The organism is Cellulomonas sp. plas2 (assembly GCF_057221735.1).
In genome coordinates this window covers 3736804-3759300 of sequence record NZ_CM170155.1, presented here as the reverse complement: position 1 = coordinate 3759300, position 22497 = coordinate 3736804, and the positions used below count along the sequence as shown (strand labels likewise).

The following is a 22497-nucleotide window of genomic DNA, read 5'->3' as shown; positions in this document are numbered from 1 at the left end:
GAGCGCGCGCTCCGGGGCGTCCGCGCCCGGCGGAGGGCGTGCGGGGCGTCGGCTGCTCCTCCTACGCGGCGAGGGTGGGCGGCGTCGCCTCGGCGGCGGCGCGGGCGGCGGCCGGGAGGGCGTCGACGATGCGGCCGACCGCGTCGTCGTCGTGGGCCGCCGAGACGAACCAGGCCTCGAACGCCGAGGGCGGCGGGTACACCCCGGCGTCGAGGAGCGCGTGGAAGAAGGGGGCGTAGCGCCAGGACTCGCTGGCCAGCATGCCGGCGTAGTCACGCACCTCTGCCTCGGCCGCCCCCTCGCCGAAGACCGTGCTGAAGAGGTTGCCGGCGCGCTGCACGCGGTGCGGCACCCCCGCGGCGGACAGGGCCGCCGAGACCTCGCGACCGAGCACGTCGGCGACGTGGTCGACCCGGGCGTAGACGGCCTCGTCGGCGAGCCGCAGCGTCGCCAGGCCCGCGGCCGTCGCGACCGGGTTCCCCGAGAGCGTCCCCGCCTGGTACACGGGGCCGAGCGGCGCCAGCAGGTCCATGACCTCGGCACGGCCCGCCAGCGCGGCCACCGGCAGCCCGCCGCCGACCACCTTGCCGAACGTGAACAGGTCGGGCGCCCACCCCTCGTGCGCGCCCTCGAGCCCCCACCACCCGGCGGCCGACACGCGGAAGCCGGTCAGCACCTCGTCCTGGACCAGGAGGGCGCCGTGCTCGGCCGTGAGGCGGCGCAGCCCGGCGTTGAACCCCGGCGCCGGCGGGACGACGCCCATGTTCGCCGGCGCGGCCTCCGTCATGACGGCCGCGATCCGGCCGGGGTGCGCCGCGAAGGCGGCCTCGACGGCGGCGAGGTCGTTGTAGGGCAGGACGAGCGTCTCGGCGGCGACGGCCGCGGTGACACCGGCGGACCCGGGCAGGGCCAGGGTCGCCACGCCGGAACCCGCGGCGGCCAGCAGCGCGTCGACGTGACCGTGGTAGCACCCGGCGAACTTCACGACGAGGTCGCGGCCGGTGGCACCGCGGGCGAGGCGCAGCGCGGTCATCGTCGCCTCGGTCCCCGTCGAGACGAGCCGCACGCGCTCCGCGCCCGGCACCCGGCGGCGGACCTCGTCGGCCAGCTCCACCTCCGTGAGCGTCGGCGCGCCGAAGCTCAGCGCCCGGGACGCGGCCTCCTGCACGGCGGCGACCACGGCGGGGTGCGCGTGCCCCAGCAGCGCCGGGCCCCAGGAGCACACGAGGTCGACGTACGTGCGCCCGTCGACGTCCGTGACGGTCGGCCCCGACGCGGAGGCGAGGAAGCGGGGCGTCCCGCCGACGGACCCGAAGGCGCGCACGGGGGAGTTTACCCCGCCGGGGATGACGCCCTGCGCGCGGCTGAAGGCGTCGGCGTTCGTCGTCGTGCCGGCCCGGCCCACGCGACCGGCACCCGTCACGTCCAGCGCGTCCGCGGTCCCGGTGCTGTCGGTGCTGGCATGCCTCATGCCCGCCACCCTAGCCGCGGGCCCGGCACCGGCCGCGGCCGGTGCCGACCCCCTCTCAGGGGCAGACGACCAGCACGAACGGCTGCGACTCCGCGGTGACCGGCACGTCCCCGGTGCCCGTGACCCGCACCCGGTACCCGGCGCCGCCGGGCAGCGTCGCGGCGGGCGTCCACGTCCAGCTCCCGGCGCTCGCGGGCACGCCGGTGGCCAGGGTCCTGACCGACCCGTCCGCGGCGACGAGGTCGACCCGCACGGTGCCGCCGAGGCTCGTCGCCCCCGCGGTCCAGCCCACCGTCGTCGTGCGGCCGGTGCCGAGGGCCCCGGTCGCCGGCGAGGTGACCGCGAGGGGTACCGCGCTGCGGTAGGCGGCCACCGTGGGCGCGGTGAGCGAGAGCAGGAGGCGGTTGTCGGCGGCGTTCGCGGCCCTCGCGGGGGCACCGAGGGGCGCTCCCCCGTAGAGCTGGTCGGGGTTGGAGAACCGCAGGATGCGCCCGCACCCGGCGCACGCGTTCTGGTAGGCCATGACCGTGCGCCAGCCGCCCGCGCGGTCCACCCAGTCGTAGCCGTAGTCGGCCAGCGGCGTGCCGGACCAGTCGCCGCGGTCGTGCGCCGCGCCGAAGTTGTGGCCGAGCTCGTGCGTGAAGCTGTACTGGGACGTGGCGCACGACCGGGCGACGACCGAGAACGCCAGGCCGGCGTACCCCGCGCCGCCGGCGACGTACCCGATGCCGCAGGACCCGTTGGACGTCCCCTCCACGACGAGCGAGACGAGGTCCGCGCGGGAGGTGTCCCGCAGCGCCAGCAGCGTGTCGTTCCAGCCGTCGGCCTGCCGGAGGGCATCGAGCGTGGCGACCGTGACGGCGCCGTCGGTCGGCACCTCGACGGCGCGCGCCAGCCGCAGCCGGGCGGTGACGCCGGAGTTGACGAACGCCATGTTGGTCTGCGCGACCGCGAGGGCGATCTGGCCCTCGATGCGGCCCTGCCCGCCCGCGGCCACGCGCGCGGCCGTGGTGTACCCGACGAGGACGTCGGCGACGGGGACGGCGCCGTCGGCGGTGACCGACGTCGCGGTCGAGGCCGTCGCGACGGCGAGGGCAGCGGCGTCCTCCGCCGCGTCGCCCGCGGGGGCGTCGGTCAGCGCCTCGGCGGGGGCCCGGACGCCGTCGTCGTGCTCGGGGCGCGCGTCGGGGTCGACCTCCTCCACGCGGCCGGTGCCGTCGGGGTCGGCGCGCAGCGCGTAGACCGTCCCGTCGGGGCCGGTGACCGTGCCCGCGAGGTACCCCTCCCGCTCGACGATCACCGTCGCGGCGTCCGGGTCGTCGACGAGCCCGCCCTCCCAGACGGTGGTCGAGGGGTCCGCGGCGAGCGCGACGTCGAGGGTCACCCCGTCGAGCAGCCCGAGCGTGACGGTGGTCGGTCCGGCCTCGTCGGCGCCCTCGGTCGCGAGGCCCGGGGCCCCGCCCGCCACGGGGTCCGCGACGGGGTCCGCCACGTGATCCGCCGCGGGTCCGGGTGCGGGCAGGGCCGCGACGTCGAGGCGGACGTCCTGGGCGCGCGCCACCCCCGGCGGCCCGCCCTCCTCGGGCGCGCCGACGGCCCGGCTCGCGACGGCGGTGCCGAAGGGGCTCGCGGACGGCGTGGCCGTGGAGAGGTCGAGGGCGGACGTGGCGGGGGTCGCGGCGGCGAGCGCCGACGGGCCGGCGGCCGGCGGCGTCGCGGTGCCGGCGGACGTGGCGCGCCGCGGTGTCGTCGACGACGCGCCGGCCGTGAGCGGCGGGGCGGGGACGTCGGTCCCGGCGCGGGGGGCGGCCGTGCCGGACGTGCCGGCAGCACCCCGACCCGTCGCGGTGCGCGCGTCGACCCCGCAGGCCGCGACGCCGCCCGTCAGCACGAGGACGGCCAGGCCCGCGACGACCCGCCGCAGCGGCACCCGCCCGGTCGGCGAGGGCGAGCCGGTCCCCCGGCGGTGCACACGTCCCATACCGGGCCGGTCGACCGACCTCGCGGAGGCGGTGAGCGGCACCTCGTCGGGTCACCCGGGCGGCGCCGGGCCCGTCACCCGGCCGGACGCCGGCCCGTCACCCGACCGGACGCCGTGCGGGGGACGGCGCCCCGGTCAGCGGCCCTCGGCCAGCCAGCCGGCGAGCTCGGTGGCCCAGTACGTCAGCACGACGTCCGCACCGGCGCGCCGGATGCCCAGGACGGACTCCTCGACCGCCCGCCGCCGGTCGATCCACCCCTGGGCGGCGGCCGCCTCGATCATCGCGTACTCCCCGGACACCTGGTAGGCGGCGACGGGCACGGTCGAGACCGCCGCGACGTCCGCGAGCACGTCGAGGTAGCTCATCGCGGGCTTGACCATGACGACGTCGGCGCCCTCGGCGATGTCGAGCTCGACCTCGCGCAGGGCCTCGCGCCGGTTGGCGGGGTCCATCTGGTACGCGCGGCGGTCGCCCTGCAGCTCCGACTCCACGGCCTCGCGGAACGGCCCGTAGAACGCCGAGGCGTACTTCGCGGCGTACGCGAGGACCGCCACGTCGCCGTACCCGGCCGCGTCGAGGGCGTCGCGCACGGCCCCGACCTGGCCGTCCATCATCCCGGACAGGCCCAGCAGCGCCGCCCCGGCCTCCGCCTGCGCGAGCGCCATGTCCACGTACCGCACGAGCGTGGCGTCGTTGTCGACGCGCCCGTCGGCGGTCAGGACGCCGCAGTGCCCGTGGTCGGTGAACTCGTCGAGGCACAGGTCGGCCTGCACCGACAGCGCGTCGCCGACCTCCGCCGCGAGGTCGGCCAGCGCGACGTTGAGGACCCCGGCCGGGTCGCTCGCCATCGTCCCGACCGCGTCGCGGTGCTCGGGGATGCCGAAGACCATGACCCCGCCGAGCCCGGCCTCCGCCGCCTCGACGGCTGCGCGCCGCAGGGAGTCCCGCGTGTGCTGGACGACGCCGGGCATGGCCTGCAGCGGGCGCGGCTCGTCGAGCCCCTCCCGGACGAAGACCGGCAGCACGAGGTCGGACGCGTGCACGCGGTGCTGCTGCACGAGCCGCCGGACGGTCGGCGTGGCGCGCAGGCGGCGCGGGCGCACGCGGCCCGGGACGGCGACGCGGGGGACGTCGCGGGTGACGCCCTCGGGGGTGGTGCTGGTCAGGCTGGTGCTGGTGGTGGTCACGGGGTCCTCCGGTGGGGACGGGGCGGCGGGGTGGTCAGGACGGCCAGGAGCGCGGCGACGAGCGCGGCGGCGGTCGGCCGGTCGGCGACGGCGTCCACGCGCAGCCCGTGGCGCTCGGCGGCGTCGCGGGTGGTGGCGCCGATGCAGGCGGTCCGGGTGGTCGGGGGCGGCGGCCCGAGACGCGCGAGCACGGCGTCGACCGCGGAGGGCGACGTCAGCAGCACGCCGTCGACCGCGCCGTCCCGCCAGGCGGCGACGACCTCGGGCGCCGGGTCGGGCCCGTCGACCGTGCGGTAGGCGACGACCTCCGCGACGTCCCAGCCGCGGGCCCGCAGCCCGGTCGGCAGCGTGGGCAGCGCGCGGTCGCCGCGCGGGAACAGGACCCGGGCCCCGCCCGCGGGGGCCGGCGGCCACACGGCGAGCAGCCCGGCGGCCCCCGCGGCGACGGCGGCGGGCGGCACGAGGTCCACGCGCACGCCCGCGTCGCGCAGCGCCCGCGCGGTGCCCGGCCCGACGGCCGCGACCCGCGCACCGCCGGCGGCGACCACGTCGGGCAGCGCCTGCCCCGACCGGGCCGCCGCCTCCAGGAGGGACGCGACGGCGGCCGTGCTCGTCACGGCGAGGTGCGCGTGGCGGCCCGCCGCGAGGGCGGCCAGCGCCTCGTCGAGCGGGCGGGGGTCGGCGGGCGGGGCCGTGACCAGCAGCGGCACGACGAGGGCGCGCGCGCCGGCGGCCTCCAGCGACGTCCGTGCCGCCGGGCCGCCGGCGGGGGTGCCGGGGACGAGGACGAGCGGCCCGGTGCCGGCCGGGCCTGCCGACGGGCCTGCCGACGGACCTGCCGACGGGCCTGCCGACGGACCTGCCGACGGACCTGCCGACGGACCTGCCGAGGGGCCTGCTGACGGGCCTCCGGCCTCGCTCACCTGGCCGCCCGGAGGTCCGCGACGTCCGCGGCGCCCGCGTCCAGCAGCGCCTCGGCCAGCCCGGCGCCCAGGGTGGCCGCGACGGCGGCGTCGTCGGGGTGGTCCGTCGCGGCACCGGGGTCGGCGGCCGGGGCGGGCAGGGGGGCGCTGGCCTCGCGGTGCACCGCGCGCCGGCCGTCGACGGCGACGACGGCCGCCCGCAGGTGCAGCACGGGGCCGGTCCCGCCCTCCGGCGACCGCCCCTCGTCGATCCAGGCGGTGGCGCCCACGGGCGCGGCGCAGCCGGCCTCGAGCTGGGCGAGCACCGCACGCTCGGCCAGGACCTCGAGGCGGGACGTGCGGTGGTCGAGCGCGGCGAGGGCCGCGAGGAGCGCGCGGTCGGCCTCGTCGGCCCGCACCTCGACCGCCAGCGCCCCCTGCGCGGCCGCGGGCACCATGAGGTCGGGCCCGAAGGTCTGCGTGACGGCCTCCAGCCGGCCCAGCCGCGCCAGGCCGGCCCGCGCGAGCACCACGGCGTCCAGGTCGCCGGAGGTGACGCGGCCCAGGCGGGTGTCGACGTTGCCGCGCAGGTCGACGACCTCCAGGTCGGGACGCGCGGCCCGGAGCTGCGCCGCGCGCCGCGGGGAGCCGGTGCCGACCCGGGCGCCCGCGGGCAGGTCGGCCAGCGTCCGGCCGCCGCTCGCGCACAGGACGTCCCGGGTGTCCTCGCGCACGGGCACCGCCGCGATGCGCAGCCCGGGGGCGGCGGCCGTCGGCAGGTCCTTGAACGAGTGGACGGCGACGTCGCACCGCCCGTCGAGCAGCGCGTCGCGCAGCGCCGTGACGAAGACGCCCGTCCCGCCCAGGCTCGAGAGCGGCGCGGTCGACACGTCGCCCTCGGTGCGGACGTGCACGGTCTCGACCGCGGGGCAGCCGAGCGCCACGAGCGCGTCGGCCACGTGGCCGGTCTGGGTGCGGGCGAGCGCGCTCGCGCGGGTGCCGATGCGGACAGCGGGCATGCGTCCAGTGTCACCCCGTCGGTCGGGGGCGCGAAATCCGCCGGGCATGTGCCGTGGACACCGGTCGGGGGCGACCCTCAGAATGCTCGTGGGACCGCGGTCCCGGGCTCTGCGGCGCATTCTTGTGAGCCTTTCCTGACGGCCCGTCAGGACGATCCTGACAACGCGTCAGTTACGCATTTCTCCGGGGGTCCCGGGCGTCGGCCGCGCTCGCGGGCAGGCCTCCCCGGACGCACGTCCGAGCCGTGACCCGGGCGTGCGGGACGACCGAGGCCAGGCCGTTGCCGGCCACCCACGCACCCGTCAGCAGGACCCCGGGCAGGGCGGCGGCCGCCGTGGCGACGGCCTCCACGGCCGCCCGGTGCGCGGCGCTCGGGCGGGGCAGCGCCTGCGACCACCGCACGACGGCCGACGCCCGCAGCGCGGCCGCCGCGAGCGGCGTCCCCAGCAGCGTGCCCGCGTCGGCCAGGGCCGTGGCGACGAGCGCCTCGTCGTCGGCCCCGGGGTCCTCCCCGCCGCGCCCGTAGGACAGCCGCAGGACGTGCCGCCCCGGTCCGGCCTCCGCCGCGAGCCACGCCCACTTCGCCGTGGCGTGGGTCAGCGCCTTCGCCGTCACGTCCCGCGCCTCGGGGGCGACGAGCACGCCCGTGCCGCGCGGGGCGGCGTCGAGGGCGGGGGCGTCGACGACGAGGGTCACGAGCGCGATGCGCGCCCCCGGGTCGGTGGCGGTGCCCGCGGGGACACCGGGGAGCAGCGAGGCCGCGCCGGGCGTGGTCAGGACCAGGGCCCGCGCGCGGGTCGGCGCCGCGTCGCCGGCCACGTGCAGCACGTGCACCGGGTCGGGCCCGTCGGCCGCGTGGCCCCCCCAGGACGTCCGTGCCGCAGTGAGGCCGGTGACCTGCGCACCCGTCCGGACGGTCCCGCCGGCGGCGACGAGGTCGTCGAGCAGCGCCCCGACGAGCCGGTGCAGCCCGCCGGCGACGCCGAGCACCGCGCTGCCCGCGGGAGCCGCCGCCCGCTGCGCCGCGACCGCGCGGGCGAGCGACCCCGAGCGCGCCCGGGCCCGGGCCTGCGCCAGCCCCGGCGTCACCGCGTCGAGGGCCAGCGCGTCGGGGTCGGCCGCGTGCACCCCGCCGACCACGGGCCGGACGAGCCCGGTCAGCACGGCGTCCCCCATCCGTGCGCGCACGAGCCCGCCGAGGGTGGTCTCTCGCGCGCCCACGCGGGCGGGGAGCACGAGGTCGAGCGCGGCCCGGGCGGCGGCGCGGCGGCCGAGCGTCGCGCGCACGTCCGCGGCCCACGGGTCGCCGGGGATGCCGAGCACCCCGGTCCGCGGCAGCGGCCCGTCTCCTCGCGGGGAGTGCACCCAGGAGCCGCCCTCCGCGGGCCTGACCAGCGCCTCCGCGAGCCCGAGCTCGGCGGCGAGGGCGGCCACGGCCCCGCCGCGCGTCGCGAAGGACTCCGCGCCGGCGTCGAGCGCGAGCCCGTCCACGCGGTGCGCCGCCACCACCCCGCCGACCTCGTCGCGGCCCTCGAGCAGCAGGACCTGCCGCCCGCCCCGCGCGAGGTCGCGCGCGGCCACGAGCCCGGCCACCCCGCCGCCGACGACGACGACGTCCCAGGCGTGGGGGTCCCGGGCGTCGCCGTCCGGCGCCGCGGTCACGCCTCCCCGACCTCCACGTCGTGCACGAGCCGCACGACGCGGGTGAGCACGTCGGGGTCCGTCTCCGGTGGGACGCCGTGGCCGAGGTTCACCACGTGCCCGGGGGCGCCGGCACCGCGCGCGAGCACGTCCCGGACGTGCGCCTCCAGCACCGGCCAGGGCGCGAACAGCAGCGCGGGGTCGATGTTGCCCTGCACGGGGGTGGTGCCGCCGAGGCGGCGCACGGCCTCGTCGAGCGGGAGCCGGTGGTCCACCCCGACGACGTCCGCGCCCACGTCGCGCATGGCCACGAGCAGCTCGCTCGTCCCCGTGCCGAAGTGCACGGTGCGGACGCCCAGGTCGCGCACGTGCCCCAGCGCCCGCGCCGACGCCGGCGCCACCCGTGCCTCGTAGTCCGCCAGCGACAGCGACCCGGCCCAGGAGTCGAAGAGCTGCGCGGCGCTCGTGCCCGCCTCGACCTGGGCCCGCAGGAAGGTGCCCGTGACGTCGGCCGCCCAGGTCAGCAGGTCGTCCCAGACCGCCGGGTCGGCGTGCATGAGCGTGCGGGCGGCCAGGTGGTCCCGCGACGGCCCGCCCTCGACGAGGTACGCGGCCAGCGTGAACGGCGCCCCCGCGAAGCCGATGAGCGGCGTGGTGCCCAGCGCCGCGACCGTGAGCGCGACGCCCTCGGCCACCAGCGCGAGGCGCTCCGCGGTCAGGGGTCCCAGGTCGCGCAGCCGCGCGACGTCGTCGGCCGTGCGCACCGGGTCCGCGATGACCGGCCCGACGCCGGGCTTGATCTCCACGTCGACGCCGACGAGCCGCAGCGGCACGACGATGTCCGAGAAGAAGATGCCGGCGTCCACGCCGTGCCGCCGGACGGGCTGCAGCGTCAGCTCCGACGCCAGCGCCGGGTCGAGGCACGAGTCGAGCATCGCCGTGCCCGCGCGGGCCGCCCGGTACTCCGGCAGCGACCGCCCCGCCTGCCGCATGAACCACACCGGACGGGTCGCGCCGCCCCGTCCGGAATACGCCTGGACGAGGGGCGAATTCGTCGTCCGGCCGTCGACGAGGGGGTGCTGCTGTGGGAGGCTCACCACACGATTGTGCCGGACAATTACCGGCGTGTTTCAATCGAGCACGTGGTGCTCGTCAGTCTCGTCGCGAGCCACCACGACCTCGACCTGTCGGTGCTCGACAGGCTCTCCACGGATGCTGCGGCCGTCGGAGCCGAGCTCGTGGCGGCCAGGGGTCCGGTCCGTGGGGCCGTGACCCTCGCCACGTGCAACCGTCTTGAGCTCTACGTCGACGTCCCCGACGCCGACGCGGTGGGCGACGCCCGCACCGCGGTGGCCCGGGCGGTGGGCGCGCGCTCCGGCCTGGCGCCCGCCGACGTGGCCGCGCACCTGCGCCTGCTCGTCGACCGCGAGGTCAGCGCCCACCTCTTCGGCGTCGCCAGCGGCCTGGAGTCCATGGTCGTCGGGGAGCGGGAGATCGCCGGCCAGGTGCGGCGCGCCCTCGCCTCCGCGCGCCGGGACGGCACGACGACCCCGGACCTCGAGACGCTGTTCCAGGCGGCCTCGCGCTCGTCGCGGGCGGTCGAGGCGCGCACGGGTATCGGTGCCACCGGGCGGTCGGTCGTCGGGGTCGCCCTCGACCTGGCCGAGCGGGACCTGCCGGACTGGTCGGCGGTGCGCTGCGTGCTCGTCGGCACGGGGTCCTACGCCGGTGCGAGCCTCGCGGCCCTGCGCGCCCGGGGCTGCGGCGACGTCCGCGTGTTCTCCCCGTCCGGCCGCGCGGGGGACTTCGCGTCCGCCCGCGGCGTCGACGCCGTCCCGCCGGGGCGCGACCTGGCCGACGAGGTGCGCGACGCCGACCTCGTCGTCGCCTGCAGCGGCGCGGCCGGGCCCGTGCTCACCGCGGAGCACCTCGAGGCGGCCCGGCACGAGGCAGGTCGGGACGGTGCCGCGCCGCGCCCGCTGACCGTGCTGGACCTGGCCCTCCTGCACGACATCGACCCCCGCGTGGGGGACCTGCCCGGCGTGCACCTCGTCACGCTGCACACGGTCGCCGAGCACGCGCCGGCCGAGCACGCGGCCGTCGCGGAGGCGCGCGCCGTCGCCGCCGAGATGGCGGCGGGGTTCGAGGCGGAGCGGCGCATCCGCGCGTGGGACCCGGCGGTCGTCGCCGAGCGCACGCGCGTGCTCGGCGGGCTCGAGGCGGCGCTGGCCGCCCTGCCGGAGGACGCCCGCGACGAGCGCGCCGAGCGGGCGCTGCGCCGGCGCGTGCGGCGGGCGCTGCACGGTCCGACCGTGCGGGCGCGGGCGGCGGCCCGCGACGGCGACGGGGCCGGCTTCGCCGCGGCCCTGGCGCAGCTCGCCGCGATCGACGTGCCGGTGCTGGCGCTCGACGCGGGCGCCCCGGCCTGACGCCACGGCCCTTCGGTGCCGTCCTCGGTGCCGCCACCGGCGCACCCCTCGGTGCGCCCCTCGGCGCGCGGGGCGGACCGACCTGGGCGAGCATCGGGGCAGAGGCGGCGCACGTGCGCCGCGCACACCGCCACCCCAAGGAGACCCGCATGTGGATGTTCCTGTCCCGAGCGCTGCGGCGCTGGGTGATCGCCGCCGTGCTGGTGCCCCTGGGCGCGAAGGCGCTGGGCGCCGCCGGCCGCGGCCTCGAGCGCCGGTCCGGCCGCACCCGTCTCACGCGTGGCGTCCAGGGCGCGGCCGACCTGCTCGGTCGGCAGCGGCGGCGCGGGCGCCGCTGACCCCTCGTCCTCCGGCGCGCAGCGCGCCGGAGGTGGCGAGGGCCCGTCAGCGCGGCGCGTCCTCCAGGTGCCCGACGAGCGACGCGGCCAGACCCGTGTAGGCCGCCGGGGTCAGCGCGGCCAGCCGCGCGGCGGCCTCGTCGGGCAGCCCGAGACCCGCGACGAACTCCCGCATGTCCTGCGCCGTGAGCCGGCGGCCGCGCGTGAGGTCCTTGAGCCGCTCGTAGGGGTTGTCCATGCCGGGCACCCCGGCGACGGCCGCGGCGCGCATGACGGACTGCACGGGCTCGCCGAGGACCTCCCAGTTCTCGTCGAGCTCGCGCGCCAGCAGGTCCGTGTCGACGTCGAGCGCGCGGAGCCCGCGGCGGACGTTGTCGATGGCCAGCAGCCCGTGCCCGAAGGCCGGGCCGATGTTGCGCTGGGTGGTGGAGTCCGTCAGGTCGCGCTGCAGGCGACTGGTGACGAGGGTCGCGGACAGCGTGTCGAGCAGCGCGCACGAGATCTCGAGGTTGGCCTCGGCGTTCTCGAACCGGATGGGGTTGACCTTGTGCGGCATCGTCGACGAGCCCGTCGCGCCCGCCACCGGCACCTGCCGGAACACCCCGCGCGAGATGTAGGACCACACGTCCGTCGCCAGGTTGTGCAGGACGCGGTGGAAGCGGGCGACGTCGGCGTAGAGCTCGGCCTGCCAGTCGTGCGACTCGATCTGCGTGGTCAGCGGGTTCCACGTCAGGCCGAGGCGCTCGACGAACGTCCGGGCGACGACCTCCCAGTCCGCCCCGGGGACCGCCACCACGTGCGCGCCGTACGTGCCCGTGGCGCCGTTGATCTTGCCGAGGTACTCGTCGCCCGCCACGCGCCGCAGCTGGCGCCGGAGCCGGTGCGCGAGGACGGCCAGCTCCTTGCCCAGCGTCGTCGGCGTGGCGGGCTGCCCGTGCGTGAGCGCCAGCAGCGGCACCTCCGCGTACCGGTGCGCCAGGGCCGCGACCTCGTCGACGAGGGCCGTGGCGGCCGGTGCCCACACGTCCCGCACCGCGCCGCGGACCATGCGGGCGTACGCCAGGTTGTTGACGTCCTCGCTGGTGCAGGCGAAGTGCACGAGCTCCGAGGCGGCGGGCAGCACGGTCGGCCGGCCCAGCACCTCGGGGGCGGCGGCCAGGCGGCGCTTGAGGAAGTACTCGACGGCCTTCACGTCGTGCACCGTCGTGCGCTCGATCTCCGCCAGCTCGGCGATCTCGTCGGCGCCGAAGGACGTGACGACCTCGCGCAGGTAGTCGGCCTCGACGGCGTCGAGCGTCGGGGCGCCGGGCACCACGCCGTGCTCGGTGAGGTGCAGCACCCACTCGACCTCGACGTGCAACCGCTCCCGGTTGAGCGCCGCCTCCGACAGGTGGTCCACCAGCGGGGCGACCGTCGGGCGGTAGCGGCCGTCGAGCGGGCCCAGCGCGATGGCCGGCTCGACGTCGGCCAGCACGACGCGCGCGGGGACCGGGGGCAGGGCGGTGTCGGGGGCCGTCATGGGCGTCATGATCCCACCGCGTCCCCCACCGCCGGACGGGGTGCCCGTGCCTCAGCCGGCCGTCGCACGCGGGGCCGGGCCGTCCGCCGCGGCGAGCGCCAGCACGACCTCGGTACCGCGCCCGGGCCCCGGCGACGTCGCGGTGAGCGTGCCGCCGTGCGCCTCGGCGAGGGCCCTGCTGATCGCCAGGCCGATGCCCGAGCCGCCGTGGTCCCGGTCGCGGGCGGTGTCGGCGCGGTAGAAGCGCTCGAAGACGTGCGGCAGGTGCTCCGCCGCGATCCCCTCGCCGGTGTCGGCGACGCGCAGCAGCACGCGGTCGCCCTCCCGCCGCGCGTCGAGGACCACGCGCCCGCCGCGCGGCGTGTGCCGCAGCGCATTGCTGAGCAGGTTGTCCAGCACCTGCGCGACCCGGTCGGCGTCGACGTGGACCACGGCGCCCGACGAGCCCGTCACCGTCAGGCCCACTCCCGCGGCGGCGGCCCGGTCCGCCGCGGCCCGCGCCGCGGCGTCGAGCAGCGCACCTGCGGCCACCGGTCGGCGGTCGAGGACGAGGTCTCCGCTCTCGGCGCGGGTGACGGCGGCGAGGTCCCCGGCCAGGCGCGTGAGCCGGTCGCCCTGGGCCCGCAGGACGGCGACCGTGCCGGCGTCGAGGGGCTGCACCCCGTCCTCGACCGCCTCGAGGTAGCCGACGAGCGTCGCGACCGGCGTGCGGAGCTCGTGCGCGACGTCGGCCAGCAGCCGCGAGCGCAGCCGGTCCGCCTCCGCCAGGTCGTCGGCCATGCGGTTGAAGGCCGCGGCGAGGTCGTCGAACTCCGCCCCCAGCCCGGGGGGTGCGACACGTGCGCCGTACCGGCCGGCGCCGATGCCGGACGCGGCGTGCGCGAGGGCGCCGAGCGACCGGCCGACCCGGCGCGTGAGCAGCGCGCACACGGCCAGCGAGGTCACCGCCGCCGCCCCGAGGGCGAGGGCCAGCGACCAGCCGCCGGCCGAGCGGAACGCCTCCTCGGCGTGCAGGACGGCGGCGTCGTGGTCGTCGACCCCGGCCCGGACCATGTGCTCGTGGAACACGCCCGGCCCGACGGCGAGGGCGACGGCCGCGGCCGTGAGCCCGCCGACGAGCAGCACGAGCGCGAGGGCCAGCATGAGACGGGGGCCGAGGCCCCACCGGGTGGACGCGCTCACCGTCCCTCCCCGATCCGGTAGCCCACGCCGCGCACGGTCCGGACGACGCGCTGCCGCTCGGCCGTGTCGCCGAGCTTCTGCCGCAGGTGCAGCACGTGGACGTCGACGAGGTGCACGTCGCCCACCCAGCCCGGCCCCCACACCGCGTCGACGAGCTCGCGGCGGGTCAGCGCGGTGCCCGGCCGCGCGGCGAGCGCGTGCAGGACGTCGAACTCGGTGCGGGTGAGCGGCACCTCGACGCCGTCGAGCCGCACCTCGCGGGCCTCGGGGTCCAGCACCAGGGCCCCGACGACGAGGGGCGGCCGCGGCGGGCGCGGTGCGTCCGGCGCGGGTACGGGCCGGCGGGGCCGACGCAGGAGCACCTGCGCGCGGGCGACGAGCTCGCGTGGGCTGAAGGGCTTGGTGACGTAGTCGTCGGCACCCGCGGCGAGCCCGACGAGCGTGTCGGACTCCTCGGCCCGTGCCGTCAGCACGAGGACGTAGCAGTCGGAGAACTCGCGCAGCCGACGGCACACGTCGAGGCCGTCGAGCCCCGGCAGGCCGAGGTCGAGCACGACGAGGTCCGGGTCGACCTCGCGCAGCAGCGGCAGGGCGGCGGCGCCGTCGTGGCACAGCCGCACCTCGAACCCCTCGCGCTCGAGGTACCCGGCGACGAGCCGGGCGAGCGGCACCTCGTCGTCCACCACGACCGCCCGCCGCCGGGGCGGTCCGGACGCTCCGGGCGCGCCGGACGCGGGGGCCGGAAACGGCCGGGAGGAGGACTGCACCCGGTCATCATCGCGAGGACGCGGGTCGTCCCGGGCGCCGCGGGGGCGATCGACATCGGATCTTCATGGTCGCCGGGCCGCGGCACGGCCGGGGGCGGGTGATGCTGGAGGTGCTGTCATGCACGCCCCCGTCCCCCCTCGCCCGGCCGCCGCGCCGTGCCGACCCCCGGAGGTCCGCCGTGACCCGCTCGACCCACCGCCTCCTCGCGGGTGCGACCGCCCTCGTCGTCGCCGCCGGGCTCGCCGCATGCGGCGGGTCGGACGGCGGCGCGGGGGCGGCGTCGGGGGCGGACGGCGCGACCGCGTCCGCCGGCGCGACCCACGCCGCGGCCGACGTCGCGTTCGCGCAGATGATGGTCGTGCACCACGAGGGCGCGATCGACATGGCGGACCTCGCCGTGGAGCGCGCCGGCAGCGAGGACGTGAGGGCGCTGGCCGGGCGGATCTCCGCGGCGCAGGGGCCCGAGATCGCGACGATGACCGGGTGGCTCGAGGCGTGGGGCGAGGACGTGTCCGCGGACGCGGAGGCGGGCCACGACATGGAGGGTCACGACACGGAGGGCCACGACATGGAGGGTCACGGCGGGTCCGGGCACGACATGGCGGGCATGACCATGGACGGCCTGACGCAGGAGGAGGCGATGGCCGAGCTCGAGGCCCTCGAGGGCGCGGCGTTCGACCGGCGCTTCCTCGAGCTCATGATCGCCCACCACGAGGGCGCGGTGACGATGGCCGAGCAGGAGCTCGAGGAGGGCAGGGCGCCGGAGGCGACCGAGCTGGCGGGTCGCGTCGTCGAGGACCAGACGGCGGAGATCGCGCAGATGCGGGAGCTGCTCGCCGGGCTCTAGGACGCGTGCAGGCGGCCGGGGCGCCGGTCGCCCCCCGCGTCCCGGCAGTCGCGGGACGGGGCCTGTCATCGGGCCGTCCCCAGCCCGTCGTCGGCCGCGCGCGCCCACGTCGCGGCCGCCGTCGACCCTGCGGGCGCCGGTGCGCTCCTACCGTCGCCCGCGTGCCGCTCTCCCCCTCGTCCACGCCCGGCGCCGACCTCCCGGTCGACGTCCTCGTGCTGCTGCACCACGCGGCGGTGGCGGTGGCGTCGGCGCAGGCGGCGCTGCCGCCGGGGCTCGACGACGCCTGGCGCGGGCCGGCCGCGGACGGGGCGACGGAGCGGCTCACGCGGTTGCGGGTCGGCCTGGCCGCGCTGCGCGACGCGGTGGACGACCTGCCGGGTGCGGTGCACGCCGCGGTGGGGGGCGGGGTCGGCGGCAGGTCGGCCGCGGCCTGGCCGACGGCTGCGCCGGCGTCGTGGCGGTCGTCGCGGGGGTGGCCGTGACGGGCGGGGCTGCTGCCGGGCGGGTGGTGACCGGGTCCGTCGGCACGGCGGGGGTCGTCAGGCCGGGTCCGGTCGAGGTGCTGGGCGGGACCGGGCCGACCGTCGCCGACCTCGCGCTGCTCGCGGTGGTGGCCGGGCGCCTCGACGGCGTGGCCGCCGACCTGCGCCGCGCCGCCGCCGCCCTCGACGCGGCGGACCGGGCCCTCGCCGACCCGGGGTCGTCCGCCGGGTGGCCGGGCGGCATCCCGTCAGGGGCGCTCGCCGGGCGCGCGACGATCGCGGCAGCCGCCGCGCCGCCCCGGGGAGCGGCCGCGCTGGCCCGGTCCGCCGAGGCGCTGGCGGCGGACCTGCGTCAGGTGCGGGTGAGCTACGCGGCAGCCGACGACGGGGTGCGCCGGGCGCTGCTCGCCCTGCGCGCGCAGGTCGCGGCCGCCCGCGCGCTTTTGCCCCTCGACGGCGCGGAGACGGGGCGGGGTGCCTGGACCGCGCTCGTCGGCGGGGGCCTGCCGGGCGCGGCGGTGACCGTGCTGGGTCAGGTCGTCGGTGGTCCCGGCGGCGTGCCGGTGGCCGCGGGTCGCCTCGCCGGGCTCGTCGACGGGCCGGGTGGGGACGGCGTCGTCGTGCGGCCCGTCGTCGACCCGCCGCAGGTGCCGGCGCCGCGGGACGCCGCCGGGGTGCTGGCCGCCGTGGGCGCGGTGGCCTCCGGCTGGGCCTGCCGGCCCGGGGCGCGGGCGGTGGTGGGCCTGCAGCGGCTCGACCACCCCGACGGGGGCCGGGCGTGGCTGCTGCTCGTGCCCGGGACGGTCGAGTGGCGGCCCGGGACGTCGGTCCCCGCCGACCTCACGAGCGACCTGCAGCTCGTCGCCGGGCGGTCCGACCCCCTGACGGCCGGCGCGCTCGCGGTGCTGGCGGGCGCGGGCGTCGGGCCGGACGAGCCCGTGCTGCTCGCCGGGCACAGCCAGGGCGGGCTCGTCGTGCAGGCCGTGGCGGGCGCCGCCGCCGGGACGTACGCCGTGCGGGGCGTGCTGACCGCCGGGTCGCCGGACGTGCCCCGCGCGCTGCCGCCGGGCGTCCCCGTCCGGCACTACCGCCACCCCACGGACCCGGTGCCGCAGCTCGACGGCCTGCCGGACGTGGTGGGCGGGGACGTCACCGTCGTGCGGCGGGACCCCGGCCTGCCGGCGAGCCGTGCCCACGGGCTGGGGGCGTACGTGGCGACGGCCCGCGCCGCGGAGGCCCTCGGGCCGGACCCGCGCACGGCCGCCGTCGACGCCGCGCTCGCGGCCGTGCTCGGGCCGGCCGGCACCACGGCGACGACGACGGTCGTCGAGCTCGCGCGGCCGCCGGAGGACCGGTGACGCCGCCCGAGGGCGGGACGGGTGGTCCCGGCCCGGCGCGGGCTCAGTCCCGGTCGCGCCGCGTCAGCGCGGAGAGCAGCCAGCTCACGACCGACACCACCAGGGCGCCGACGAACGCCGTGCCGAAGCCGTCGACGCGCAGGCCGAGCGTCGTCTGCTCGCTGATCCAGGCGGTGAGCAGCAGCATGAGCGCGTTGACGACGAGGTGGAACAGCCCGAGCGTGAGGACGTACAGCGGCAGCGACAGCACGGCGACGACCGGTTTGACGACCGCGTTGACGAGCCCGAACAGCAGCCCGACGAGCAGCACGACCCCGACCTGCCCGGGCAGGGTCTCCGCGCCGACCAGCCGCATGCCGGGCAGCAGCAGGGTGGCGACCCAGATCGCCGCCCCCGAGACGAGCACGCGTCCGACGAAGGCCATGCGGCGATCCTGCCAGAGGCACCCCCGGGACCGCGGTCGGATCCCGGGCGGCCGCGGACGGACCCACCCGGGCACGCCTGCCCGGGCACGCCTGCCCGGGCACGCCCGCCCGGGTGGCATCCTTGGCGACCGTGAGCCGAGACCGGGGCGGGGACCGTCCGCACGTGCCGCTGCGTCGCGCCCTCGCCGACCTGCCGCCCTACGTGCCCGGGGCGCGGGCGGCCGTCGGGGCCGCGGCCTACAAGCTCTCGTCGAACGAGAACCCCTACCCCCCGCTGCCCTCGGTCGTCGCCGCCGTGGCCGACGCCGCCGCGGACCTCAACCGCTACCCCGACATGTACGCCTCGGAGCTCGTCGAGGCGGTCGCGGCCCACCACGGCGTCGACCCGGCGGGCGTGGTCGCCGGGTGCGGCTCCGTCGCGGTCCTCGAGCACGTCCTGGCGGCGGTGTGCGAGCCGGGCGACGAGGTGGTCCTGCCGTGGCGGTCCTTCGAGGCCTACCCCATCGCCGTCCGGCTGGCCGGGGCGCAGGCGGTGCCCGTGCCGCTGACCCCCGAGGCGCGGCTGGACCTGCCGGCGATGGCGGCGGCCGTCACGGGCCGCACCCGCGTGGTCCTCGTCTGCACGCCGAACAACCCGACGGGGCCCGCGGTGCGCGCGCCCGAGCTGGCCGCGCTGCTGGCAGCCGTGCCGTCGGACGTGCTCGTCGTCGTCGACGAGGCCTACGTCGAGTTCGTGCGCGACCCCGACGCGGCCGACGGCCTGGCCGCCCTGCGCGAGCACCCGAACGTCGTCGTGCTGCGCACGTTCTCCAAGGCGTACGGGCTGGCGGGGCTGCGGGTGGGCTACGCGCTGGCCCGGCCGCGGCTGGCCGCCGGCATCCGCGCGGCGTCGACGCCGTTCGGGGTGAACGCCCTCGCGCAGGTGGCCGCCCTGGCGTCGCTCCGGGCGCAGGGGGAGATGCGGGCGCGGGTCGACGCGGTCGTCGCCGAGCGGGCCAGGCTCCTGGCCGGCCTCCGGGCGCAGGGGCGCACCGTGCCGGACAGCGAGGCCAACTTCGTCTGGCTGCCGCTGGGCCAGGGCGCCGCGGCCTTCGCGTCCGCGGCCGCCGCCGCCGGGCTGCTCGTCCGCCCCTTCGCCGGCGACGGCGTGCGCGTCTCCGTCGGCGAGCCCGAGGCCACGGACCTCCTGCTGTCGTGGACGGCGGACCTGCCCGCCTGACGGACGGTCTGGCGGACCGTCCGACCCGGCCGGCTGACGGAGGCCGTCGAGCTCCGTCCGAGCTCCGTCCGACCTGCGTCCGACCTGCCCGATTCCTCCCGGCTGCACCCGTAAGCCCGGCTGCGCGCCCGTTCCGGTGGCGCACCCGCCGGGGTCGCCCTAGCGTCGACGTCAGACGGGTCCTCCTGGACCCGGCCGCCGGCGCTCGTGCCGGCACAGCTGCACAGGCGGACCGCCCGGCCGGACGGGACGCCAGCACCGCGGCCACGGCCGCGGGCGGGCCGTGAGCACACACGGTCCTCCCACCGTCCAGCACGACCGGGTGCACCCCGGGCAGGGCGTGCACCCCACCACGCAACGGCGACCGCCACGGGGCGGCCGCCCGGTCGTGCCCGTCGCCGGGCGCGGCCCTCCTGGAGGAGACGACATGACTCACGTAGCCGAGGGTGGGATCGCCACGGGCGGGACCACGGGTACCGCCGGGACGACGCAGACCGCCCGCGACGAGGCGTCGGGCGTCGCGCACACCGCCAAGGACCAGGCCAAGGACGTCGCCGCATCCGGCGCCGAGGCCGCCAAGGGCGTCCTCGGGGACGCGAAGGCCGAGGCGAGCGGCGTGGCGCAGGCCGCGACGCAGCAGGCCCGCGACCTGTTCGGCCAGGCCCGGACGCAGCTGTCCTCCCAGGCGGGCGAGCAGCAGGGCCGGCTCGCCGGCACGCTCCGCACCGTCAGCGACCAGCTGGGCGAGATGGCCTCCACCCCGTCCGAGGGCGGCATCGCCACCGACCTGGTGCACGAGATCTCCTCGCGCGTCGGGACCCTGGCCCAGCGCCTCGAGAACGCCGAGCCGGCCGAGCTGCTCGACGACGTGCGCCGCTTCGCGCGGCAGCGTCCGGGCACGTTCCTCCTCATCGCCGGCGCGACGGGGCTCGTGCTCGGCCGCCTCACGCGCGGCGCCAAGGACGCGGCCTCCCAGCAGTCCTCCGAGCAGTCCTCCGTGCCCCGCTCCGTGACGTCGGGCACGTCGGCCGGCCTCTACACGCCGGCGCCGACGACCTCGTCGTACGGCCTCGGTGCGCCCGCCACGACGGGCTACGCCACGTCGGGCCTCGCGACCGGCACGTCGGACTACACGGCGGGCTACGACGACGACTCGAGCACGGGCACGGGCGTCCTCGGCGGCACGGCCGGCCTCGTCGACGACGACGCCGACCCGCTGCTGGGCGCCTCCGGCTCCCCGGACCAGCCGTGGGCCACCCCGGACGCCGCCACGGGCGCCACGGGTGACTCCTACGCCACGGGCACGGGCACCACGCGACGGGAGGACCTGCCGTGAGCACGTCCTACGAGACGACGGGCGGGTCCAGCGCCGCCGGCTCCGCCGGCGTCGGCCCGGGCCCGTCGGCGAGCGTGGGCGAGCTCCTCGGCGAGGTGACGCGCGACCTGTCGACGCTCATGCGCCAGGAGGTCGCGCTCGCCAAGGCCGAGGCCAAGGAGTCGGCCACGCAGGCGGGCAAGGGCGCCGGGATGCTCGCGGGTGCGGGCGTCGCGGGGCACTTCGTCCTGCTGTTCCTGTCGCTCGCGCTCATGTGGGCGCTGGGCACCCTGTTCGACAGCCTGGGCTGGGCGGCCGTGGTCGTCGCGGTCCTGTGGGGCATCGTCGCCGCCGTCCTCGCCCTGCGCGGCAAGAAGGAGCTCGCCCGCACGAAGGGCGTCCCGCGCACCCAGGAGACGGCGAAGAAGATCCCGAACGCACTGACCGGACACGAGGAGAAGAACGCATGAGCACCGACCCGGACCAGATCCGCGCCGACATCGAGCGGACCCGTAGCGAGCTCAGCGCGGACGTCGACGCCCTCACCGACAAGGTCAACCCGCACAACGTCGTCGAGCGCCAGAAGGAGAAGGCGCGCAGCGCCGTCGGCGGCGCCGTCGAGACCGTCCGCGAGAAGGTGATGGGTGTGAAAGACCAGGTGACGGACACCGTGCACGGCGCCACCGACTCGGCCAAGGACTCGCTGCACGGCGCGAAGGACTCGGTCTCCGGCACCCTGCACGGCGCCAAGGACCACGCCTCCGGCAGCGCCCACGGCGTGGCCGGGTCCGTCCAGGGCGCCCTGCACTCGACGACGGGCTCCGCCCGCGGCGCCGCCGCCGGCGTGAAGAACCAGGCGACGGGCAACCCGCTCGCCGCCGGTCTCATCGCCTTCGGCGCCGGCTGGCTCCTCGGCTCGCTGCTGCCGAGCTCCGAGAAGGAGCGCCAGGCGGCCTCGGCCGCCAAGGAGCAGGCGTCGGGCCTGGTCGACGAGGCCAAGGGCGTCGCGCGCTCCATCGCACAGGACCTCAAGGAGCCCGCGCAGGACGCGGCCCAGGCCGTCAAGGAGCGGGCCACCGAGGCGGCCACCACCGTCAAGGAGCACGGCCAGGCGGCCGCGCAGGACGTCAAGGCGCAGGGCGTCGACGCCGCCCAGGGCGTCAAGCAGCAGGCCGGCGACGCCGCGCAGAACGTGCGCGCCTCCTCGTCCTCCTGACCCGGCACCCGTAGGACCCCCGGCCCGCCCCGACGCCCCGCGTCGGGGCGGGTCGCCCCACATCCCCGGAGGACCGACATGAGCACGTCCCCATCCGTCCACGAGGACGCGGACCAGCAGGCCCAGGGCCCGGACCCCGAGGACCCCCGCAAGCCGGACTCTCCGGACGACCTGACGAAGCCGTCCTGGAAGTACGTGCTCCGCAAGACGGTGCGCGAGTTCACGGACGACCAGTGCACCGACCTCGCCGCCGCGCTCACCTACTACGCGGTGCTCGCGCTCGCGCCGGCACTGCTGGCGCTCGTCAGCGTCCTCAGCCTCGTGGGCGACGGCGCGCAGCTCGTCGAGCAGGCCGTCGGCGTCGTGGAGCAGGTGGCGCCGGACGCGGGCGAGACGATCGGCCCCATCCTCACGGCGTTCACGCAGACCCCGGCGGCCGGGTTCGCGCTCGTCATCGGTCTCGCGACGGCCCTCTGGTCCGCCTCCGGGTACGTGGGCGCCTTCGGCCGGGCCATGAACCGGGTGTACGAGGTCGAGGAGGGCCGGCCGTTCTGGAAGCTGCGCCCGACGAACATCCTCGTCACGTTCGTGACCGTCGTCATCGTGGCCGTGGTCATCGCCGCGCTCGTGCTCAGCGGCGGGGTCGCGCGGTCCATCGGCGACCTCGTCGGGCTGAGCGACGTCACCGTCACGGTGTGGAACATCGCGAAGTGGCCGGTCATCGTGGCCCTCGTCGTGCTCGCCGTCGCCGTGCTGTACAACTTCACGCCCAACGTCAAGCAGCCGAAGTTCCGCTGGACGAGCCTCGGCGCCGCGCTCGCGATCGTCACGTGGGCCCTCGCCACCGTGGCGTTCGGCTTCTACGTCGCGAACTTCGGCAGCTACAACGAGACCTACGGCACCTTCGGTGGTGTCATCGCGTTCCTGCTGTGGCTCTGGATCACGAACCTCGCGCTGCTCTTCGGCGCGGAGCTCGACGCCGAGATCGAGCGGGGCCGCGAGCTCCAGGGCGGCATCGCGGCGGAGATCGCGCTGCAGCTCCCCGCCCGCGACGTACGCAGCCTGAAGAAGAAGCAGGCCAAGCGCGAGGAGGACGAGGCGATGGGCCGCGCCCTGCGGATGTCGCACGGCGAGCACGACGCCAAGGACGAGGTGAAGGGCCGCTCCTGACCCTCAGGTGGTCTCCCGGGCGG

21 protein-coding genes are annotated in these 22497 nt (G+C 78.1%); 10 read left to right on the top strand and 11 right to left on the bottom strand.

Features of this window, described 5'->3' with window-relative positions; genetic code table 11:
• Positions 1 to 61 precede the first annotated feature (61 nt).
• From hemL to hemE, 7 genes are all read right to left on the bottom strand, one after another.
• Positions 62 to 1471 carry a glutamate-1-semialdehyde 2,1-aminomutase gene (hemL, locus tag AC2TDM_RS16645; RefSeq protein WP_090032661.1) on the bottom strand — a complete coding sequence of 470 codons (1410 nt, stop codon included), beginning with the start codon at positions 1469 to 1471 and terminating at the stop codon, positions 62 to 64.
• A 55-nt stretch (positions 1472 to 1526) separates the two neighbouring features.
• A complete protein-coding gene (locus AC2TDM_RS16640) occupies positions 1527 to 3452 on the bottom strand; it encodes a reprolysin-like metallopeptidase (RefSeq protein ID WP_484635373.1) in 1926 nt (641 codons plus the stop codon).
• A gap of 135 nt (positions 3453 to 3587) precedes the next feature.
• On the bottom strand, positions 3588 to 4556 hold the full coding sequence (gene hemB, locus AC2TDM_RS16635) for a porphobilinogen synthase (protein WP_090032764.1): 969 nt from the start codon (positions 4554 to 4556) through the stop codon (positions 3588 to 3590).
• Positions 4557 to 4636: 80 nt separating this feature from the next.
• Complete coding sequence (locus AC2TDM_RS16630) at positions 4637 to 5563, bottom strand: uroporphyrinogen-III synthase (RefSeq protein WP_484635372.1); 927 nt, start codon at positions 5561 to 5563, stop codon at positions 4637 to 4639.
• A complete protein-coding gene (hemC, locus tag AC2TDM_RS16625) occupies positions 5560 to 6561 on the bottom strand; it encodes a hydroxymethylbilane synthase (RefSeq protein WP_484635371.1) in 1002 nt (333 codons plus the stop codon). The genes AC2TDM_RS16630 and hemC overlap by 4 nt, the downstream gene beginning before the upstream one ends.
• A 172-nt stretch (positions 6562 to 6733) precedes the next feature.
• The gene (locus AC2TDM_RS16620) at positions 6734 to 8224 is read right to left on the bottom strand and encodes a protoporphyrinogen/coproporphyrinogen oxidase (protein WP_484635370.1); all 1491 of its coding nucleotides are present in this window, start codon (positions 8222 to 8224) and stop codon (positions 6734 to 6736) included.
• Positions 8221 to 9300, bottom strand: a complete 1080-nt coding sequence (gene hemE, locus AC2TDM_RS16615) for a uroporphyrinogen decarboxylase (protein WP_484635369.1) — start codon at positions 9298 to 9300, stop codon at positions 8221 to 8223. The genes AC2TDM_RS16620 and hemE overlap by 4 nt, the downstream gene beginning before the upstream one ends.
• A gap of 9 nt (positions 9301 to 9309) precedes the next feature.
• Here hemE and AC2TDM_RS16610 point away from each other — a divergent pair, with 9 nt between their 5' ends.
• Together AC2TDM_RS16610 and AC2TDM_RS16605 are read left to right on the top strand one after the other, a co-directional pair.
• Positions 9310 to 10632, top strand: a complete 1323-nt coding sequence (locus AC2TDM_RS16610; RefSeq protein WP_484635368.1) for a glutamyl-tRNA reductase — start codon at positions 9310 to 9312, stop codon at positions 10630 to 10632.
• A 113-nt stretch (positions 10633 to 10745) separates the two neighbouring features.
• Positions 10746 to 10970 (top strand): hypothetical protein, encoded by a 225-nt coding sequence (locus tag AC2TDM_RS16605; RefSeq protein ID WP_484635367.1) that lies wholly within the window; start codon positions 10746 to 10748, stop codon positions 10968 to 10970.
• Positions 10971 to 11016: 46 nt separating this feature from the next.
• Here the strand turns inward: AC2TDM_RS16605 and purB are convergent, their stop codons facing one another.
• From purB to AC2TDM_RS16590, 3 genes are read right to left on the bottom strand one after another with little or no spacing between them, the layout of a single operon-like run.
• Positions 11017 to 12489, bottom strand: coding sequence for an adenylosuccinate lyase (gene purB / locus AC2TDM_RS16600; RefSeq protein ID WP_484635366.1), 1473 nt, complete (start codon positions 12487 to 12489; stop codon positions 11017 to 11019).
• A gap of 51 nt (positions 12490 to 12540) precedes the next feature.
• A complete protein-coding gene (locus tag AC2TDM_RS16595; protein ID WP_484635365.1) occupies positions 12541 to 13671 on the bottom strand; it encodes a HAMP domain-containing sensor histidine kinase in 1131 nt (376 codons plus the stop codon).
• A complete protein-coding gene (locus AC2TDM_RS16590) occupies positions 13668 to 14357 on the bottom strand; it encodes a response regulator (RefSeq protein ID WP_484635364.1) in 690 nt (229 codons plus the stop codon). The genes AC2TDM_RS16595 and AC2TDM_RS16590 overlap by 4 nt, the downstream gene beginning before the upstream one ends.
• A gap of 260 nt (positions 14358 to 14617) precedes the next feature.
• Here AC2TDM_RS16590 and AC2TDM_RS16585 point away from each other — a divergent pair, with 260 nt between their 5' ends.
• From AC2TDM_RS16585 to AC2TDM_RS16575, 3 genes are all read left to right on the top strand, one after another.
• Positions 14618 to 15286: a DUF305 domain-containing protein gene (locus AC2TDM_RS16585; RefSeq protein WP_484635363.1), complete on the top strand. Its 669-nt coding sequence runs from the start codon at positions 14618 to 14620 to the stop codon at positions 15284 to 15286.
• 161 nt (positions 15287 to 15447) lie between these two features.
• The gene (locus tag AC2TDM_RS16580; RefSeq protein WP_484635362.1) at positions 15448 to 15771 is read left to right on the top strand and encodes a hypothetical protein; all 324 of its coding nucleotides are present in this window, start codon (positions 15448 to 15450) and stop codon (positions 15769 to 15771) included.
• Entirely contained in the window at positions 15744 to 17129 is a 1386-nt protein-coding gene (locus AC2TDM_RS16575; RefSeq protein ID WP_484635361.1) for a hypothetical protein, read from the top strand. The genes AC2TDM_RS16580 and AC2TDM_RS16575 overlap by 28 nt, the downstream gene beginning before the upstream one ends.
• Before the next feature lie 43 nt (positions 17130 to 17172).
• On the opposite strand, the gene AC2TDM_RS16570 is transcribed toward AC2TDM_RS16575, so the two are convergent.
• The gene (locus AC2TDM_RS16570) at positions 17173 to 17553 is read right to left on the bottom strand and encodes a phage holin family protein (protein WP_090032638.1); all 381 of its coding nucleotides are present in this window, start codon (positions 17551 to 17553) and stop codon (positions 17173 to 17175) included.
• A 164-nt stretch (positions 17554 to 17717) separates the two neighbouring features.
• On the opposite strand from AC2TDM_RS16570, the gene hisC reads away from it, so the two are divergent.
• The 5 genes from hisC to AC2TDM_RS16545 all read left to right on the top strand — a co-directional run bounded on the left by hisC (position 17718) and on the right by AC2TDM_RS16545 (position 22474).
• On the top strand, positions 17718 to 18773 hold the full coding sequence (gene hisC, locus AC2TDM_RS16565; protein ID WP_484635360.1) for a histidinol-phosphate transaminase: 1056 nt from the start codon (positions 17718 to 17720) through the stop codon (positions 18771 to 18773).
• A gap of 427 nt (positions 18774 to 19200) precedes the next feature.
• Entirely contained in the window at positions 19201 to 20109 is a 909-nt protein-coding gene (locus tag AC2TDM_RS16560; protein WP_090032634.1) for a hypothetical protein, read from the top strand.
• Positions 20106 to 20558, top strand: coding sequence for a phage holin family protein (locus tag AC2TDM_RS16555; RefSeq protein ID WP_373308416.1), 453 nt, complete (start codon positions 20106 to 20108; stop codon positions 20556 to 20558). The genes AC2TDM_RS16560 and AC2TDM_RS16555 overlap by 4 nt, the downstream gene beginning before the upstream one ends.
• A complete protein-coding gene (locus AC2TDM_RS16550; protein ID WP_090032632.1) occupies positions 20555 to 21304 on the top strand; it encodes a DUF3618 domain-containing protein in 750 nt (249 codons plus the stop codon). The genes AC2TDM_RS16555 and AC2TDM_RS16550 overlap by 4 nt, the downstream gene beginning before the upstream one ends.
• Before the next feature lie 78 nt (positions 21305 to 21382).
• Entirely contained in the window at positions 21383 to 22474 is a 1092-nt protein-coding gene (locus AC2TDM_RS16545) for a YihY/virulence factor BrkB family protein (protein WP_484635359.1), read from the top strand.
• Positions 22475 to 22497: the final 23 nt, after the last annotated feature.